Genomic DNA, 17,659 nt, shown 5'->3' with positions numbered 1-17,659 from the left:
CGTGAAGTACCACCCCACGTTCCCCGAACGCTTCGGATCCCTGGCCGACGCCCGCGCGTTCTGCGACACGTTCTTCAGCTGGTACAACCACGAACACCACCACGCCGGCATCGGCCTACACACCCCCGCCGACGTCCACTACGGCCACGCCGCCGCCAAACAGGCCTTACGCGCCCACGCCCTCGACACCGCCTGGACCGCCCACCCCGAACGCTTCTCCCGCCGGCCCAGACCCAAGGCGCTGCACCTGCCCGACACCGTCTGGATCAACCCCACCGAACCCGCTACCGATCAACCGATGCCGCAAGCGGCGTAACACCCACTGGTCCCACCGGCCTTGACAAGTTCCGCCCGCGGCGTTCAGTCGACGGAATCGATGCCGGGTCGAGGGCATGGGCACGACGCCGGGCTTCGTCCGGGTCACCCAGGTCCACGGCGCACATCACCGCGTAGACGTCAACCAGCGGACGGGATACCCGGGTGCGTAGCCCGACGAAACCACTGGGCAGTGCCCGTTCCACGACCTGACGGGCGGTGTCCCAGTCAGACCAGGCACCCTGATCCCCCATTCGCGCCTTGGTCAGTGCGGTACAAAGATGCAAATCGGCAAGCATTTCCGCCCACTCGACACCGCCATCCGTCACATGCGGCTCGATCAACGCACGTGCCTCACCCAACCGCTCCAAAGCATCGTCTCCACGACCGGTGGCGCGGAGCAGGTGAGCCGCATACCAAATGGACTGCCCAACTGCCAGCAGGTCGTCGGCATCCAGGGCAGCGGTCATACCACGGTCAACCGCGAGCCAGCACAGCTCGCGGTCACCATGCCAGGCCAGGTATGCCTGGGCGAGGTGGTAAGCCTGGGCGAGCAGCGCCAGGGAGGCACGTCGATCCGCCCCCCGGTGCAACCGGGTGGCGCGTTGAGTCGCCTCCAGTAGCCCCGGTAGCAACTGACCGGCCTCAGTACGCTGGTGGCGGCTGGTGTGCCACGTCTGCCAGGCAGCGTCAATCGCGCCACGCAGGTAGTCAGTGGACTCGGGCTCACCAGTAACAGTGACCTGCCAAGCGGTAAGCGCCCGACGGACATCGTCAACGGCGGGGTGGCTGGGCCGGCCATCCAGGGATAAGGAAACCTGAGGGCCAAACAGATCGCCGAGGTCACGGACGCCAAGGTGCGGAGCAAGTTGCTGCGCCGCCCGCAAGGTCAGCGATCGCCGGCCGTTCTCGATGAATTTCACGGTAGTCGCGCTGAGACCCGCAAGACCAGCGAGGCGTTCGCGGGACAGCCCCGCTGCCCGACGAAGCCGTTCAACCCGCTCTCCGGGAATGAGCTGCTGATCAACCACAGGGCCACCTCCGTGCTGGGTACACGATGTACCACAACGATACCCTTCCCTAGAACGGAGAGCCGTCCGCAACGGACAGGGAGACAGACCAAAGCCCCGACCCGTGCGAGTCGGGGCTTTGGCGGTGGGATGTGGATCAGAGGTACAACGGGTAAACACGACGTGGACCCGTCACTCTGGTTCGTGCAGCATCAACTGCCGGGCGGCCTCGGTGACGGAGCCGGAGAGCGAGGGGTAGATGGTGATGGTCTGCGCCAGCTCGTTGACCGTCAGATGGTTCTCCACCGCCATCGTGATCGGCAGGATCAGCTCACTGGCCTTCGGGGCCACCACCACGCCGCCGATCACCTGACCGCTGGCGGGCCGGCAGAAGAGTTTGACGAAGCCGTCGGGGACCTCGTCCATCTTCGCCCGAGCGTTGCCGGCGAGCGGCAGCATGACCTGCCGGGCCGGCACCTTCCCCGCGTCCACCTCATCCTGGGAGACACCGACCGTGGCCAGCTCCGGGTCGGTGAAGACGTTCGCCGCGACCGTACGCAGCCGCAGCGGTCGAACCGCCTCACCGAGCGCGTGCCACATCGCGATCCGGCCCTGCATCGCGGCCACGCTGGCCAGCGGCAACATCCCGGTGCAGTCCCCGGCCGCGTAGATTCCGGGCACGTTGGTCCGGGACACCCGGTCGACCGCGACGTACCCACCCCGGGCCAACTCGACGCCGTACTCGACCAGCCCCAGGTCGGCGGTGTTGGGGATGGAGCCCACCGCGATCAGCGCGTGTGAACCCTGCACCCGGCGCCCGTCGGAGAGCTCGACCTCGACGCCGTCGGCAGTCCGGCGGACGGCGTTGGCCCGGGAGTTGTTCAGGATGCTCATCCCCCGGCTGCGAAACACCCGCTCGATCGCCATCGCCGCGTCGGCGTCCTCGTGCGGCATCACCCGGTCCCGGCTGGAGACGAGGGTGACCTCGATCCCCATCGCCAGATAGGCGCTGGCGAACTCGGCGCCGGTGACGCCGGAGCCGACCACGACCAGGTGCCGGGGCAGCTCGGGAAGGTCGTACACCTGCCGCCAGGTGAGGATGCGCTCGCCGTCCGGGACCGCGGTGGGGAGCTGGCGCGGGGTCGCGCCGGTGGCGATCAGGACGGTGGTGGCATCGATCCGGTACTCCGCGCCGTCCGCCGGTGTGACGATCACCCGGTGGTTGTGACCGAGCGTGTCCTCACCGAGCCGGGCGCTGCCGGCCACGAACGTCACCCCGGCCTTGACCAACTTGGCGTGGATGTCGGCAGACTGCGCGAGCGCGAGCCGCTTGACCCGTGCGTGCACCGCCGGGGCGTCGACGGTGACCGCCGCCAACCCGTCCGAGTGGATCCCGAACTCCTCCGAGTCCCGATACCCGGTCACCAGCTGCGAGCTGGCGATGAACGTCTTCGACGGCACACAGTCGGACAGCACGCAGGCGCCGCCGGCACCGTCTGCCTCCACCACGGTGACATCGGCGTCCAGTTGGGCGGCGACCAACGCCGCCTCGTAACCGGCCGGCCCCCCGCCGATGATCACGATCCGGCTCACAACGCTCACTCCCCGTCCATGCTCACAGTGACTTTCTTCTCCCGAACGCATCCGACACGCACCGTCGTATTCTCCCCCACCCGTCGGCCGGGCTATCGTCATCGTTGTGCGTCATTACGCCGCCTACGGCTCAAACCTCGACCCTGCCCGGATGCGCGCCTACTGTCCGCATTCGCCGATGGTGGGCACCGGCTGGCTCGAAGGCTGGCGGCTCACGTTCGCCGGTGAGGGCGCGATCGGCTGGGAGGGCGCGGTCAGCACCGTGGTGGAGTCTCCCGGGGATCGTGTCTTCGTGGCGCTCTACGACATCCACCAGTACGACGCGGCGCAGCTCGACGAGATCGAGGGCGTAACCTCCGGCACCTACCGAAAGCTCCACCTGCGGGTGTCGGCCCTGACCGGCGATGTGACGGCGTGGATCTACGTCTTCGACGGTTACGAGGGTGGGCTGCCCACCTCGTGGTACCTCTCGGAGATCGCCAACGCCGCCGAGAAGGCGGGGGCACCGGACGACTACGTCACGGGACTGCGCTCCCGCCCCACCGGCACCGCGTCGGCCTGACGGCCGGCAGATTGTCGGGGCATGTCGCACGACCCCCAGTCTGCTATCGCCCCCGATGGGGCAACGAGCCGGCCCCGTCGTGCGTCGTCAATCACACATTTGGGGGTCGGCCGGCCCCGCGGGGGTCAGCCTCCTCCTCGGCGAACGCCTCGACGGCGGCCTCAACCTCACCGGTCCGGCGCCGCGCGACGGTGACCGCCCGTTCGGCTGCCCGCCGCGCCGACTTCGCCCGGCTCAGCTCCTCTTCGGCAACAGCCCGTTGCCGCTCCAGCTCGGCGAGTTCCGTCTCGATCGCGGCGAGGCCGTCCACCCCGCCCCGCTCTGCCTCCGCGGCGCCGGCCAGTTCCGCCTCGGCCCGTTCCTGATCAGTACGTGCCTTCGCCAACTCCGTATCCAACGCCCGGCGTCGCCGTTCCCACTCGGCGCGGGCGGCCCGCTCCGCCTGCCGGGCACGGGGTGCTGCCCGGTCGCTCCCCGGTGCCCGGGACGGCGCCGACTCCTCGGTGACCAGCCGCAGCTGCGGTCGAGGCACCTCGCCGAAGCCGGCGTAGCTGGCGGCCCGGAGCAACCGGCCGGAGCGCACCTGCTCGGCGACCTCGACGTCGGAGAGCGCGGCGTTGAGGGTCGACTCCACCGCACCGAGCGGGAGCTTGCCGGGCGGCGGGGCACCGGGCACCGCGGTCGCCAGGCTGCGGACCTCCGCGAGCAGCGCGCCGACCACGGCCCGCCGTTGGGTGGAGAGCTCCCGCAGTTGCGCGCCGCGAAGCTCGCGCTGGGCCGACCGGAGTGACTCCGCGAGTTGGCCCAGGTCGGCGACGAGCTCCGGTCGCTCCAACGCGAGCAGGTTCACCAGCCACGCCGCGACCGTGGGGCGACGAAGCCGGGCGATCTCCCGCGCCGCGGGTGCGTCGCCAGCCCGCCGCGCCTCGGCCACCGCCTGGTCCCGGGCGGCCACAAACTGGTCGGGGGGCGTGCGATAGAGCTGCCGCAGCAGCTCCCGGGAGGGACCAGGCATGCGGCTCAGGCGTCCACCAGGGTGCCCGGCACCAGCCGCCGGTAGTCCACGTCGGAGAGGCGGGCGAAGTTGTTGTTGAACACGTCCAGGCCGCGGTCGTTGAGCAACCCGTCGTGCAGCGCGTACGCCCGGCGGGGCGCGACGGCGCGCAGGAAGTCCAGCGACTCGGCGAACTTCGCCCAGGGCGCGTGGATCGGCAGGAACAGCGTGTCGACCGGCATATCCTGCGGCACGACGAAGGAATCGCCGGGGTGGTAGACGACGTCGTCGATCAGGTACGCCAGGTTCTCCACCACCGGAAGGTCGGAGTGGATCACGGCATGTCGGCCGCCGTAGGCGCGGACCGGAACGCCGGCGGCGGTGAACTCCGCGCCCGCCTCGACCGGGACGAACGCGGCGACCAGGCCGTCGAGCACGGCCGCCAGCGACGGCGGCCCGTACAGGACGAAGGGCCCCCGGTCGTGCTGCTCGGTCAGGGCCGCCACGTCCACGTGGTCCGGGTACTCGTGGGTGATCAACACAGCGTCCACCCCGTCCAGCGCGACGCGCTCGCTGTAGACGCCGGGATCAACGACCAGCACCCCGCCTTCGTCCTCCACCCGGATGCAGGAGTGCGTGTACTTGGTCAGCCGCATTCGTGACTCCTCGAGAATCGAATCGTGACCTCCTCAGCGCAGTCTGCCCGAAGGGACGGCGCAACGCGTCCCGACTGACCGATCGTCCCCGCCGTCCGGGTCACGCCCCGGGTGGGAGCAGATGAATGTTACGGATCGGAGCGGACATGTATCGATGTGCAGCGCGCCGCCGAGGGGCGGCGCTGGTGGCGGTACTGATGGGGGTGCTGCTCGTCAGTGGCTGCGGTGCGGGCACTGACGAGCACGCCGGTCCGGGCACCGGCGGCGACGCGGCGGCGACCGAGGCGGGTGCGGGCGAGCCGGACGGGCCGGCTGCGGGGGACGACCCTTCGGCGGACCTCCGGGTCGACCAGCGCGCCATCGTCTACACCGGTTCGATGCGCGTGCAGGTGCCCGATGTCGAGCAGGCCGCCCGCGAGGCGATCGCCCTGACCACCACGGCCGGCGGCTTCGTCGGTAGTGACCAGCGACGCAGTGCGGCCGGGAACGCCACCGCCGAGCTGACGCTCCGGGTGCCGGCCGCGAAGTTCGCCGCGGTGGTGGAGCAGGTCGCCGAACTCGGCAAACGGCAGCGGCAGGAGATCTCTACCGAGGACGTCACCGAGGCGGTGATCGACCTGGACGCCCGGATCACCACTCAACGGGCCCGGGTGGAGAACGCCCGGCGGCTGCTCGGCGAGGCACAGTCGATCAGCGATCTGGTCTCGCTGGAAAACGAGTTGGCGCGCCGCGAGGCCGACCTCGCCTCGTTGGAGGCGAAGCAACGCCGGCTGGCGGACCTGACCGCGCTCTCCTCGATCACTGTGTCGCTGGTCGGCCCGGACGCCACCACTGAGGACGACACTTCCGCGTTCGGCTTCGTGGCTGGTCTCAAGGGCGGGTGGAAGGTCTTCCTGATCTCGTGGACCGTCCTGCTGACCGTGCTCGGAGCCGTACTGCCGTGGCTGCTTCTACTCGGCGTGCCGCTGGGCACGTTGGTGTGGTTGCTGCGCCGTCGCCCGCGGCCGGCCCTGGTCGCTCCCCCCGCGAACAGCGCCGGGAGGGGGCCGGCCGACCCCACCGGCGGCGGGGTCGCTCCACCCGCGGTCAGCCCGCCGCCGCAAGCGCCTGGAGAGCGGTCTGCACCATGAGCCGAACACCGACCGGGATGGCCCGCTCGTCCGGGTCGAACGACGCGCGGTGGAGGTCAACGTTCGGGCCCGAGCGGCCGACACCGAGTCGGGCCAGGGCACCGGGGACGTACTCCAGATACCAGGAGAAGTCCTCACCCCCCATGCTCTGTGGGGTCTCCGCGATGCCGGCCGGCCCGAGCGCGGCGGTGGTCGCGGCGGCGAGGACCTGAATGGCCTGGGAGTCATTGCTGACCGGTGGTCGGCCGCGCTGATAGTCCAGGTCCACGGTGGCGCCGGTGGGGGCGATCACGTCCTGGACCACTTGGGCGACGACCTTGGGGGCCATCGCCCAGGTGTCCCGATCCATCACGCGCAGCGTCCCGGAGGCGCAGGCCTCCGACGGGATGACGTTGTAGCGGGTGCCGGCCGAGGCGTGGCCGAACACCAGCAGTAGTCCACTGTTGGCCGGCACCCGCCGGGCGACCAGGGCCGGCACCTCGGTGATCAGCCGGCCAAGGGCGTCAACCAGGTCGACGGTGAGGTGCGGTCGGGCAGTGTGCCCGCCGGGACCGGTCAACCGAACGCTGACGTTGTCGGCGGCGGCGGTGATCGGACCGACCCGGAGGCCGACCTCGCCGACCGGCAGGTTCGGGTCGCAGTGCAGCGCGAATATCTGCACCACCTCGTCGAGACCACCGGCCTCGATCACCTCGAGCGACCCACAGGGCAGGATCTCCTCTGCCGGCTGGAAGATCAGGCGCACCCGGCCCGGCAGTTCACCCGCTTCGGCGAGGCGGGCGAGGAGCATTCCCAGGCCGAGCATGACCGCGGTGTGCACGTCGTGGCCACAGGCGTGACAGACCCCGTCAACGGTGGAGCGGAAGGGCACGTCCTTGCTGTCGGTCAACGGCAGCGCGTCGATGTCGGCCCGGAACGCGACCACCGGGCCGTCTGGGCGGCCGTCGATGTCGCAGATGACTCCGTTGCCCTTGGGGAGCAGCCGGGGTCGCAACCCGGCCCGCGTCAGCTCCCGGGCGATCAGGGCGGCCGTCTCGAACTCCTCGCCGGAGAGCTCCGGATGCGAGTGAATCCGTCGACGGGTGGCGATCAGGCCCGAAACCCGGAGCGCAAGGAGCTGGTCCAGGTCGAGGGGTAAGGGCTGGGAGCCGGCGGGCGCCTCCGTCCAGGACGACGCCAGCTGGCCATTACTCGGCAGCGTCAACGTACTCGTCACGTCGAATTCTCGATCACTAGAAATGGATGAATCTTCCGGAACCGCCGACAGCGTAGACCTCCGACGGTGACGCTGCGCAACCTCGTTCTGGTAGCGATCGGGCCGCTCTGCGTCACGTACGCCCTGCTCGGAACGCTCGTTCATCGGCGGGACAGCAGGTAGATCGCGGTTGAACGCGGCCATCCGCCCCACACCTCCTACAACGCGTAACCGATTCACGAGTTAGGAAAATTTCCCCAACACCGAGACCCGTCATCCGGATTGTGGCATTAGTCCGTTCTATTAACGGACACTCCGACAACTAGCAACCACACTCGCGACCGGGCCCGCAGACGTTCACATGTTCGCCCGGTAACCAACCACACACGGTGTGCGTTTACCTCACTCGAACGGGTTACCCACGGTGGCCGCCCGCTACGCGCCGGAACCGCCACCCAGCCCGCGAACGGGCAGCGGGCAGCGGGCAGCGGGCAGCGGGCAGCGGGCAGCGGGCAGCGGGCAGCGGGCAGCGGGCAGCGCCGACAACGAGCAGCAACCGCCAGCAGTAGTGGGCAGCGACGAGGAGAAGCGGGGGCGTGGTCAGAAACGGTCAGCGGGGCGGTACATCCCCCAGACCTCACGCAGCGTGCCGCAGACCTCGCCAACCGTGGCCCGGGCCCGCAGCGCCTCCTTCATCGGGTAGAGCACGTTACCGCCCCCCTCGGCGGCGGCCCGCAGCTGCGCCTGGGCGCGCTCGACCGCATCGGAGTCCCGCTCGGCCCGCAGCTTCGCCAGCCGCTCGGCCTGCGCGACCTCGATCGCCGGGTCAACCCGCAGCGGCTCGTACGGCTCCTCCTCGTCCACCGCGAACCGGTTGAGACCCACCACGACCCGCTCGCCGGAGTCGATCTGCTGCGCAATCTGGTACGCCGACTGCTCGATCTCCCGCTTCTGGAACCCGACCTCGATCGCCTCAACCGCCGAACCGTGCTCGAAGACCCGCTGCATCAACCCCTCTGCCGCGGCCTCGATCTCGGCCGTCATGGCCTCCACCACGTACGAGCCGGCGAACGGGTCGACGGTGCCGGTCAGGTCCGTCTCGTAGGCGAGCACCTGCTGCGTCCGCAGCGCGAGCCGGGCGGCCTTCTCCGTCGGCAAGGCGATCGCCTCGTCGAAGCTGTTGGTGTGCAGCGACTGCGTTCCGCCGAGTACGGCACCGAGCCCCTGCACCGCCACCCGGACCAGGTTCACCTCCGGCTGCTGGGCGGTGAGCTGCACGCCGGCGGTCTGGGTGTGGAAGCGAAGCATCATCGACTTCGGATTCTTCGCCCCGAACTCGTCCCGCATCAGCCGCGCCCAGATTCGCCGGGCGGCGCGGAACTTCGCCACCTCCTCCAACAGCGTCGTCCGGGCGACGAAGAAGAACGACAGCCGAGGCGCGAAGTCGTCCACCGCGAGCCCCGCGGCGATCGCCGCGCGCACATACTCGACCCCGTTGGCCAGGGTGAAGGCGATCTCCTGCACGGGTGATGCGCCCGCCTCGGCCATGTGGTAGCCGGAGATGGAGATGGTGTTCCACTTCGGCACCTCGCTGCGACAGTAGGCGAAGGTGTCCGCGACCAGGCGCAGCGAGGGCTTCGGCGGGAAGATGTACGTCCCGCGGGCGATGTACTCCTTGAGGATGTCGTTCTGGATCGTGCCGTTCAACGCCGCCCCGGGCACGCCGTTCTCCTCGGCGACCAACTGGTAGAGCAGGAGCAGCACCGAACCCGGCGCGTTGATCGTCATCGACGTGGAGACCTTGTCCAGCGGGATGCCGTCGAAGAGCAGCCGCATGTCCTCGATGGAGTCAATGGCGACACCGACCTTGCCGACCTCACCGTGCGCGATCGGCTCGTCCGAGTCGTACCCCATCTGGGTGGGCAGGTCGAAGGCGACGGAGAGCCCCATCGTGCCTGCCCGAAGCAGCTGGTGGTAGCGCGCGTTGGACTCCGCGGCGGTACCGAAGCCGGCATACTGGCGCATCGTCCAGGGACGCGCCGTGTACATGGTGGGGTAGACCCCGCGGGTGTACGGGTACTCCCCCGGGTTACCCAGCCGGGAGTCCAGGTCCTCCGGGAGGTCGGCCGCCGTGTAGACGCCCTGAATCGGGAAACCGGACTCGCTTGACCGCCGTTCGCTCATTACCGGATGGTAAGACGACCTGCTCCGGCGCCGGATGAGGGATTGGGCACACGTCCCCACCCGACCCACCCGGCGTGCCCGGTTGGACACGCATCGTCGACTTTGCCAAATGTCCGCCGCGTCGGCTTTCGCAACCGGCATCCGAACCAGCAAGATAGGGGGGTTGTGTCCCAGCCCCCCTCGAAATCCCCGGTGGCTCTTCAGTGACTCAGATCCCGACGTGGAGCGGCGGACCTGTCAGTCCTCCCAGCGACCGCGCAACACCCAACACGATCATCGGCGGGCGCTACTCATTGCGCTCGGCAGTGGGCAACGGCGGCATGGGCACGGTCTGGCGTGCCGCAGACACGCTCCTGCGCCGAGACGTGGCCGTCAAGGAGGTCGTCCTACCCCAGGGGCTGGCCCCCTCCGACCGCGACGCCATGTACGAACGCACCCTGCGCGAGGCCCGTGCCGCAGCAGCGATCCAACACCCCGCCGTCGTCCAGGTTTACGACGTGGTCACCGAGGGTGGCCGGCCGTGGATCGTGATGGAGCTACTCGACTCCCGCAGCCTCGCGGACATGGTGATCGAAGACGGACCGTTAGCCCAGCGGGTGGTAGCCAAGATCGGCGTCTCGCTACTCGGCGCGCTGGAGGTGGCGCACGCGATCGGCGTGCTGCATCGTGATGTCAAGCCTGCCAACGTGCTGATCTGCTCGGACGGCCGCTGCGTGCTGACCGACTTCGGCGTGGCCCGGATGCCCACCGACGTGCAGCTCACCACGCCCGGCATGGTGCTCGGCTCCCCACACTTCATCTCCCCCGAACGGGCGATGGGCCAGGACTTCGGGCCGCCCAGCGACCTCTTCTCCCTCGGGGTGACCCTCTACACGGCTGTCGAGGGACGCCCGCCCTTCGACAAGGGCGATCCGATCGAGACGATGCACGCGGTCGTCGAAGACCCGCCGGCCCCGCCCCAGCGCAGTGGCCCGCTGGTGCCGGTACTGATGGGGCTGCTGGAGAAGGACCCGGACCGCCGACTGCCGGTACACACGGCCCGGGCCATGCTCCGCGAACTGCTCGCCGGCCCGCTGACCAGCAACGCGGCTGCGGTGAACTCGGTGACCGACCCGTACTCGGTGGTGCCGGTCCAGCAGCGACCAGCCGCGATCCCGCAACCGGCCCAGCCGGCCCCACCAGCCCAGCCGAAGCCGAGCGGCACGATCGGCGGGCGAGCGATGCTCGCGGCCGGTGAGTCACTCACCGACCGACTGGCCGCACTGCGCCGGGGCGAGCGGCCCGCGGTGGAGTCCCGGGCGACCCCCGCCGTCCTGGAGGACACCAGCGCCGACGCGCTCGCCGGTCCGTTGAACACACCGACCGGGGCGATGCCGGCGCCGAGCCGCACCTACGGCGGGGATGCCACCCAGCGCATCGGTGGCCACCCGGGCCCGGCCACTCCCACCACGGTCGGGGCCCAGTGGTCGGTTCCGGGCACCGGTCAGGCGTGGACCAGCACACCGCAGTCGCCGACACCGGCACCGGCGGGCGGTCTCGCCGGCCGTGCGGGCAGTCTCGCCGGCCGGGCGCGAGCCACCGGCGACCAACTCGTTCGCCAGGTGAAGGGCTGGCCGGGCAAGGTTCAACTCGCCGTCGCGGGCGGGCTGGCCGTGGTGCTCCTGGTTGGCATCCTCGCCCTCACCGGCGGAGACGATTCGGCCCCGGTGGCACCACAGGCCGCCCCGACGTCGGCCGCTCCTGCCGTCGAGCTCCCCGAGCTGGTGGAGCACTCGGCACGGGGAGTGCGGGTCCTGGTGCCGGAGGGTTGGGAAGAGAAGGTCGGCGGGCTGTACACCGACTACGTCGACCCGGAGGACAAGGGCCGCCGGGTCCGCGTCATCACCGAGAAGTGGAACAACACCTCAGCACGCTGGGCAGAGGTCGCCGAGGAGGGGTTGCAGACCCGCTCCACCTCCTGTGTGAAGCCGTACCGTCAGATCGCCTGGGACGTCGAGACGGAGCTGGCCGGCAAGCCGGCGGCCGAGTTCGAATACACCTGCGGCGAGGGCGGGGAGATGCGGCACGGCATCTGGCGTGGCGTCGCCCACGAGGGCCAGTCGTACTCGTTCTACCTGACCGCCACCGACGCCCGGTTCGAGGAGAGTCGACCGATCTTCGACGAGATGGTCAAATCTTTCCAGCTGACCGCGGCCAGCTGAGCCTGGGCGAGTCGACGCGGTGATCCGCCGACGTGTTATCAAGAGGCATGTCGGCGGATCACCACCACCTCAATGACCTTCGCGAGCGGGCCCAACGTTGGCTCGACGACGATCCGGACCCGGCCAGCCGCGCCGAGCTGCAGGCGGTGCTCGACCAGTTTCCGGCCAGCGCCCCGGAGCTGGCCGACCGCTTCGCCGGCCCGCTGACCTTCGGCACCGCGGGCCTACGCGGCCCGTTGCGCGCCGGCCCGAACGGAATGAATCTCGCGGTGGTCACGCAGGCCGCCGCCGGGCTGGTCGCCTGGCTGACCGCTCAAGGCGGCGCCGGCCCGCTGGTGATCGGGTACGACGCCCGAACCGGCTCCCGCGCCTTCGCGGAACGGACCGCGCAGGTCGCCACCGGCGCTGGCCGCCCGGCCCTGCTGCTCCCCGGCCCGCTGCCAACGCCGGTGCTGGCCCATGCGGTGCGCCAGCACGGGGCGGTCGCCGGAGTAATGGTGACGGCCAGCCACAACCCACCCCAGGACAACGGCTACAAGGTCTACCTGGGCGCCCAGCTCGGTGGTGAACTGGGCGCGGGGGCGCAGATCGTGCCGCCGGCGGACGCCGAGATCGAGTCCGCCATCCGCGCGGTCGGCCCGCTGGCAGCCGTACCGCTGGGCCCACCCGGGCAGCTCCTCGACGACACCCTGGTGGCCTCGTACGTGCAGCAGGCCGTCGCGGTGATCGCACCGGGCGGACCGCGCGATCTGAAGGTGGCGTACACGCCGCTACACGGAGTCGGCGCGGCGGTACTCACCGCGGCGTTCACCGACGCCGGTTTCCCCACCCCGCGGCTCGTGCCGGACCAGGCTGAGCCGGACCCGAAGTTCCCCACGGTCGCCTTCCCCAACCCGGAGGAGCCCGGGGCCGTTGACCGGCTCACCGCCCTGGCCGACACGACCGGTGCGGACCTCGCGATCGCCAACGATCCGGATGCCGACCGCTGCGCGGTGGTGATCCGGGAGCCGGCCGACTCCACGGCGGGCCGGGAGGCTCTGGGGTGGCGGATGCTCCGCGGTGACGAGGTCGGGGCGCTCCTCGCCGACCATCTGATGCGACGCGGCCGAGCCGGCCTCTACGCGACCACCATCGTGTCGTCGGCGCTGCTACGCGCGATGTGCACCGCCCGCGACCTGCCGTACGACGAGACCCTGACCGGGTTCAAGTGGATTGTCCGGGCCGGCGGGGGGTCCACCCCGCTGGTCTTCGGCTATGAGGAGGCGCTGGGCTACTGCGTCGCCCCCGACCATGTTCGGGACAAGGACGGCATCACCGCAGCGCTGACCATCGCCGAGCTCGCCGCTGGGCTCAAGGCGGAGGGGCGTAGCCTCGCCGACCGGCTGGACGAGTTGGCGGCCGAGTTCGGCGTGCACCACACCGACCAGCTCTCGGTGCGGGTGGACGACCTGGTGATCGCAGACGCGATGGCCCGGATCCGCGCCGCGACCCCGAACGCGCTGCTCGGAGAGGCGCTCATCGAGTCCCGGGACCTGCTCCCGGCGGCCGATGTGGTGATCCTGCGCAGCGCCACCGCCCGGGTGGTGATCCGACCGTCCGGCACCGAACCGAAACTCAAGGCGTACCTGGAGGTGGTGCAGCCGGTCGTGGCGGGTGACATCGCGACGGCCCGCCACCGCGCCGCCACCGCCGTGGCCGAGCTGCACGCCGAGGTCGCCGCCAGCCTGGGGGTGTAGGGCGGGGTCGGCCCCCGCCCAAACACCGACCTGGACCAGTCGGTCAGAAGCGGGGCATACCGCCGAACTGCCGGTCGCCGGCGTCGCCCAGGCCGGGAACGATGAACCGACGGTCGTTGAGGCCCTCATCGACTGCGGCCGTGACCAGGCGCAGGGGCAGGCCGGAGCGGTCCAGCCGATCAATTCCGACCGGTGCGGCGAGCACGCAGAGCACAGTGATGTCGGTACACCCCCGATCGGCGAGAAGCCGGCAACAGTGCTCCAACGAGCCACCGGTGGCGAGCATCGGGTCGAGCACCAGCACCGGCAGTCCGGTGAGGTCGGGCGGGAGCGACTCCATGTACGCGCGGGGCTCGAAGGTCTCCTCGTCCCGGGCCAGGCCGACGAAGCCCATCGACGACTCCGGCAACAGGCCCAGCGCGGCGTCGGCCATGCCGAGGCCGGCCCGCAGCACCGGCACCAGCAGCGGTGGATTGGCGAGTCGGGTGCCCTGGGTGCCGGTGACCGGGGTTTGCACCGGGTAGCGCTCGACGGGGAAGGAGCGGGCCGCCTCGTACACCAGCATGGTGGTGAGTTCGTGCAGCGCGGCGCGGAACGAGGCCGAGTCGGTCCGGGCGTCGCGCATCGCGGTCAGCCGCGCCTGGGCGAGCGGGTGGTCAATGACGTGTACTTCCACGGTCGCTCAACCTACCCGCCCACGGCCCTGGGCACCCTCGGTGTGGCCGGAACGACGGCGCTGGCGCGCACCACCACCATGGCCAAGATCACAGTCTGGAGCTCCGGCGTAGACTCCGGGTCATGACGGCGACAGCGATGTCGGCCCGGTCGGACCTAACCGAGCTGGGACGATCCGAGACCGCCCTCCGGGCGTTCCTCCACGGCCTGCCCGGGGTGGACCAGGTCGGTGCCCAGCAGCGGGCGGCGCAACTCGGCACCCGTTCAATCAAGACCACGGCGAAGGCCTGGGCGATCGACCTGGCAATCCGAATGGTCGACCTGACCACCCTGGAGGGGGCCGACACCCCCGGCAGGGTTCGGGCGCTCGCCGCCAAGGCCCTGCGCCCCGACCCCGCCGACCCGTCCTGTCCACACGTCGGCGCCGTCTGCGTCTACCCATCGATGGTCCCGTACGTGGCCGAGGTGCTCCGTGGGCCCGCCAGCGGGGCCGGGCCGGCCGGCGCCGCGGCAGCACCAGCCGGAGCCGGCGTGGTACACCTGGCCAGCGTGGCGACCGCCTTCCCCGCCGGCCAGGCGCCGCTGGAGATCAAGCTCGCCGACACCCGGGCAGCGGTCGCCGCCGGCGCCGACGAGATCGACATGGTGATCAATCGGAGCGCCTTCCTGACCGGCCGATACCAGGAGGTCTACGACGAGATCGTGGCCGTCCGGGAGGCCTGCGGCCCGGCCCACCTCAAGGTGATCCTGGAGACCGGGGAGCTCTCCACCTACGACAACGTCCGTCGCGCATCCTGGCTCGCCATGCTGGCCGGTGCGGACTTCATCAAGACCTCCACCGGCAAGGTCCCGGCGGCGGCCACCCCGCCGGTGACGCTGGTGATGCTGGAGGCGGTCCGGGACTTCCGCGCCGCGACCGGACGGCAGGTCGGCGTGAAGCCGGCCGGCGGCATCAAGACCACCAAAGACGCCATCAAGTACCTCGTGCTGGTCAACGAGACGGTCGGCGCGGACTGGCTGGACCCGGACTGGTTCCGGTTCGGTGCCTCCAGCCTCCTCAACGACCTGCTGATGCAGCGCACCAAGCTGACGACCGGCGACTACGCCGGTCCCGACTACTTCACCCGGGACTGAGCGCGATGTTCGAATACGCCCCCGCCCCCGAGTCGCGCTCGGTGGTACGGCTCCAGCCCGCGTACGGGCTCTTCGTCGGCGGCGAGTTCGTCGACCCGACCGACGGCGACAGCTTCACGTCGATCAACCCCGCCTCCGAGGAGGTCCTCGCCGAGGTCGCCGCCGGCGGCGTCGGCGATGTCGACCGCGCGGTCCGCGCCGCGCGAACCGCGTACGACCGGGTCTGGGGTCCGATGCCGGGCCGAGACCGGGCCAAGTACCTGTTCCGGATCGCCCGCCTCATCCAGGAGCGGTCCCGCGAGTTGGCGGTGCTGGAGTCGCTGGACAACGGCAAACCGATCAAGGAGTCCCGGGACGTCGACCTTCCGCTGGTCGCCGCCCACTTCTTCTACTACGCCGGCTGGGCGGACAAGCTCGACCACGCGGGGTTCGGTCCCAACCCCCGACCGCTCGGGGTGGCCGCGCAGATCATCCCGTGGAACTTCCCCCTGCTCATGCTGGCGTGGAAGATCGCCCCGGCGCTGGCCACCGGCAACACCGTGGTGCTCAAACCGGCGGAGACGACCCCGCTGACCGCGCTGCTCTTCGCCGAGATCTGCCAGCAGGCCGACCTCCCCGCCGGAGTGGTGAACATCGTCACCGGCGCGGGTGAGACCGGCCGGGCCCTGGTCGAGCACCATGACGTGGACAAGGTCGCCTTCACCGGCTCGACCGAGGTGGGCCGGGCCATCGCCCGGGCCGTCGCCGGCAGGGACACGAAACTCACCCTGGAGCTGGGCGGTAAGGCCGCCAACATCGTCTTCGACGACGCCCCGGTGGACCAGGCGGTTGAGGGCATCGTCAACGGCATCTTCTTCAACCAGGGGCACGTCTGCTGCGCCGGCTCCCGCCTGCTGCTTCAGGAGTCGGTCGCCGACCAGGTGCTGGCCTCGCTCAAACGGCGGGTGGCCCAGCTGCGCGTCGGTGACCCGCTGGACAAGAACAGCGACATCGGGGCGATCAACTCGGCGGCGCAGCTGGCCCGAATCAGCGAGCTCGCCGACGCCGGCGCGGCCGAGGGTGCCCAGCGTTGGTCGCCCCCGTGCGAGCTTCCCGAGCAGGGCTTCTGGTTCGCGCCCACCATCTTCACCGGGGTCACCCAGGCCCACCGGATCGCCCGCGAGGAGATCTTCGGCCCGGTGCTGTCCGTGCTGACCTTCCGCACCCCGGCGGAGGCCGTCGAGAAGGCCAACAACACCCCGTACGGGCTCTCGGCCGGCGTGTGGACGGAGAAGGGCTCCCGGATGCTGTGGCTGGCCGAACGGCTCCGGGCCGGCGTGGTCTGGGCCAACACCTTCAACAAGTTCGACCCCACCTCGCCGTTCGGCGGTTACCAGGAGTCGGGCTACGGTCGCGAGGGCGGCCGGCACGGGCTGGAGGCATACCTGAATGTCTGAGCGGGTCGCGGTACGAAAGACGTACAAGCTCTACATCGGCGGGAAGTTCCCGCGTAGTGAGTCGGGACGGTCGTATCTCGTGCAGTCAGGTGAGAACAGCACGGCCAACGTGGCGCTCGCCTCGCGCAAGGACGCCCGGGACGCCGTCGTGGCGGCCCGGGCCGCCGGTTCGGGTTGGGCCGGCGCGACCGCGTACAACCGGGGTCAGATCCTCTACCGCGCCGCCGAGATGCTGGAGGGCCGGCGTGAGCAGTTCGTGGCCCTGGGCATCACCGGCGACGAGGTGGACGCCGCGACCGACCGTTGGGTCTGGTACGCCGGCTGGTCGGACAAGCTGCCCCAGGTGCGGGGCGGCGTGAACCCGGTCGCTGGCCCGTACCTCAACCTGTCGACGCCGGAGCCGACCGGCGTGGTGGCCGTGGTGGCCCCCGCCGCGCCGGCGCTGCTCGGCCTGGTCAGTGTGATCGCCCCGGCGATCGTGAGCGGAAACACGGTGGTCGTGGCGGCCTCGCCCACCGACCCCCTCGCCGCGGTGACCCTGGCCGAGGTGCTGGCCACCGCCGACCTGCCCGCCGGGGTGGTCAACATCCTGACCGGTCGCCTCCAGGAGACCGTCCCGTCGCTGGCGGGCCACCGGGATGTCAACGCCCTGGACCTGGCCGGCGTGGCCGACGCCGAACTGGCGACGGGTCTGGAGGTCAAGGCGGCGGAGAACCTCAAGCGGGTGCTGCGCCCGGTCCCGACCAACCACGACTGGTACGCCGATCCCGGCCTGGCCCGGATGACGGCACTGCTGGAGACGAAGACGGTCTGGCACCCCAAGGGCGGGTAGCGGACA

At 70.5% G+C, this 17,659-nt stretch carries 14 protein-coding genes and 1 pseudogene; 8 read left to right on the top strand and 7 right to left on the bottom strand.

What is annotated here, in order from left to right:
• Positions 1 to 316 (top strand): integrase core domain-containing protein (locus K228_RS0103255; protein ID WP_025617118.1); only part of this gene is annotated, 316 nt, incomplete at its 5' end.
• A gap of 28 nt (positions 317 to 344) precedes the next feature.
• Here the strand turns inward: K228_RS0103255 and K228_RS0103250 are convergent.
• Positions 345 to 1,346, bottom strand: a pseudogene (locus tag K228_RS0103250) (helix-turn-helix domain-containing protein); the annotation flags it as partial.
• A gap of 171 nt (positions 1,347 to 1,517) precedes the next feature.
• Positions 1,518 to 2,918, bottom strand: coding sequence for an NAD(P)H-quinone dehydrogenase (locus K228_RS0103245; protein ID WP_025617116.1), 1,401 nt, complete (start codon positions 2,916 to 2,918; stop codon positions 1,518 to 1,520).
• 106 nt (positions 2,919 to 3,024) lie between these two features.
• On the opposite strand from K228_RS0103245, the gene K228_RS0103240 reads away from it, so the two are divergent.
• Positions 3,025 to 3,480: a gamma-glutamylcyclotransferase gene (locus K228_RS0103240; RefSeq protein WP_025617115.1), complete on the top strand. Its 456-nt coding sequence runs from the start codon at positions 3,025 to 3,027 to the stop codon at positions 3,478 to 3,480.
• A gap of 91 nt (positions 3,481 to 3,571) precedes the next feature.
• On the opposite strand, the gene K228_RS0103235 is transcribed toward K228_RS0103240, so the two are convergent.
• Together K228_RS0103235 and K228_RS0103230 are read right to left on the bottom strand one after the other, a co-directional pair.
• Entirely contained in the window at positions 3,572 to 4,495 is a 924-nt protein-coding gene (locus K228_RS0103235) for a hypothetical protein (protein WP_025617114.1), read from the bottom strand.
• Between the two features lie 5 nt (positions 4,496 to 4,500).
• Positions 4,501 to 5,130, bottom strand: a complete 630-nt coding sequence (locus tag K228_RS0103230; RefSeq protein ID WP_025617113.1) for an MBL fold metallo-hydrolase — start codon at positions 5,128 to 5,130, stop codon at positions 4,501 to 4,503.
• Positions 5,131 to 5,255: 125 nt separating this feature from the next.
• Here K228_RS0103230 and K228_RS0103225 point away from each other — a divergent pair, with 125 nt between their 5' ends.
• Positions 5,256 to 6,260 carry a DUF4349 domain-containing protein gene (locus K228_RS0103225; protein WP_029723330.1) on the top strand — a complete coding sequence of 335 codons (1,005 nt, stop codon included), beginning with the start codon at positions 5,256 to 5,258 and terminating at the stop codon, positions 6,258 to 6,260.
• Here K228_RS0103225 and K228_RS0103220 read toward each other — a convergent pair.
• Together K228_RS0103220 and K228_RS0103215 are read right to left on the bottom strand one after the other, a co-directional pair.
• Positions 6,217 to 7,476: an amidohydrolase gene (locus K228_RS0103220; RefSeq protein WP_025617111.1), complete on the bottom strand. Its 1,260-nt coding sequence runs from the start codon at positions 7,474 to 7,476 to the stop codon at positions 6,217 to 6,219. The genes K228_RS0103225 and K228_RS0103220 overlap by 44 nt on opposite strands.
• Before the next feature lie 579 nt (positions 7,477 to 8,055).
• On the bottom strand, positions 8,056 to 9,639 hold the full coding sequence (locus K228_RS0103215; protein ID WP_025617110.1) for an acyl-CoA mutase large subunit family protein: 1,584 nt from the start codon (positions 9,637 to 9,639) through the stop codon (positions 8,056 to 8,058).
• Between the two features lie 203 nt (positions 9,640 to 9,842).
• Here K228_RS0103215 and K228_RS0103210 point away from each other — a divergent pair, with 203 nt between their 5' ends.
• Both K228_RS0103210 and K228_RS0103205 read left to right on the top strand, forming a co-directional pair.
• On the top strand, positions 9,843 to 11,840 hold the full coding sequence (locus tag K228_RS0103210; protein ID WP_025617109.1) for a serine/threonine-protein kinase: 1,998 nt from the start codon (positions 9,843 to 9,845) through the stop codon (positions 11,838 to 11,840).
• A 47-nt stretch (positions 11,841 to 11,887) separates the two neighbouring features.
• Positions 11,888 to 13,576: a phospho-sugar mutase gene (locus tag K228_RS0103205; RefSeq protein ID WP_025617108.1), complete on the top strand. Its 1,689-nt coding sequence runs from the start codon at positions 11,888 to 11,890 to the stop codon at positions 13,574 to 13,576.
• A 43-nt stretch (positions 13,577 to 13,619) separates the two neighbouring features.
• Here K228_RS0103205 and upp read toward each other — a convergent pair whose 3' ends face one another.
• The gene (gene upp, locus K228_RS0103200; protein ID WP_025617107.1) at positions 13,620 to 14,252 is read right to left on the bottom strand and encodes a uracil phosphoribosyltransferase; all 633 of its coding nucleotides are present in this window, start codon (positions 14,250 to 14,252) and stop codon (positions 13,620 to 13,622) included.
• A 122-nt stretch (positions 14,253 to 14,374) separates the two neighbouring features.
• Between upp and deoC the strand changes: the two genes are divergently transcribed.
• From deoC to K228_RS0103180, 3 genes are read left to right on the top strand one after another with little or no spacing between them, the layout of a single operon-like run.
• Positions 14,375 to 15,385: a deoxyribose-phosphate aldolase gene (deoC, locus tag K228_RS0103190; protein WP_025617106.1), complete on the top strand. Its 1,011-nt coding sequence runs from the start codon at positions 14,375 to 14,377 to the stop codon at positions 15,383 to 15,385.
• Positions 15,386 to 15,390: 5 nt separating this feature from the next.
• Positions 15,391 to 16,821 carry an aldehyde dehydrogenase family protein gene (locus K228_RS0103185; RefSeq protein ID WP_025617105.1) on the top strand — a complete coding sequence of 477 codons (1,431 nt, stop codon included), beginning with the start codon at positions 15,391 to 15,393 and terminating at the stop codon, positions 16,819 to 16,821.
• Positions 16,814 to 17,653: an aldehyde dehydrogenase family protein gene (locus K228_RS0103180; RefSeq protein WP_025617104.1), complete on the top strand. Its 840-nt coding sequence runs from the start codon at positions 16,814 to 16,816 to the stop codon at positions 17,651 to 17,653. Before K228_RS0103185 ends, K228_RS0103180 begins: the two co-directional genes overlap by 8 nt.
• Positions 17,654 to 17,659 lie beyond the last annotated feature (6 nt).

Origin of the sequence: Salinispora cortesiana, assembly GCF_000484695.1 — a bacterium.
In the GTDB taxonomy this organism is placed as follows: Bacteria; Actinomycetota; Actinomycetes; order Mycobacteriales; family Micromonosporaceae; genus Micromonospora; species Micromonospora cortesiana.
Note: the sequence above shows the minus strand (reverse complement) of the source record. Positions and strands in the feature narration are given on the sequence as shown.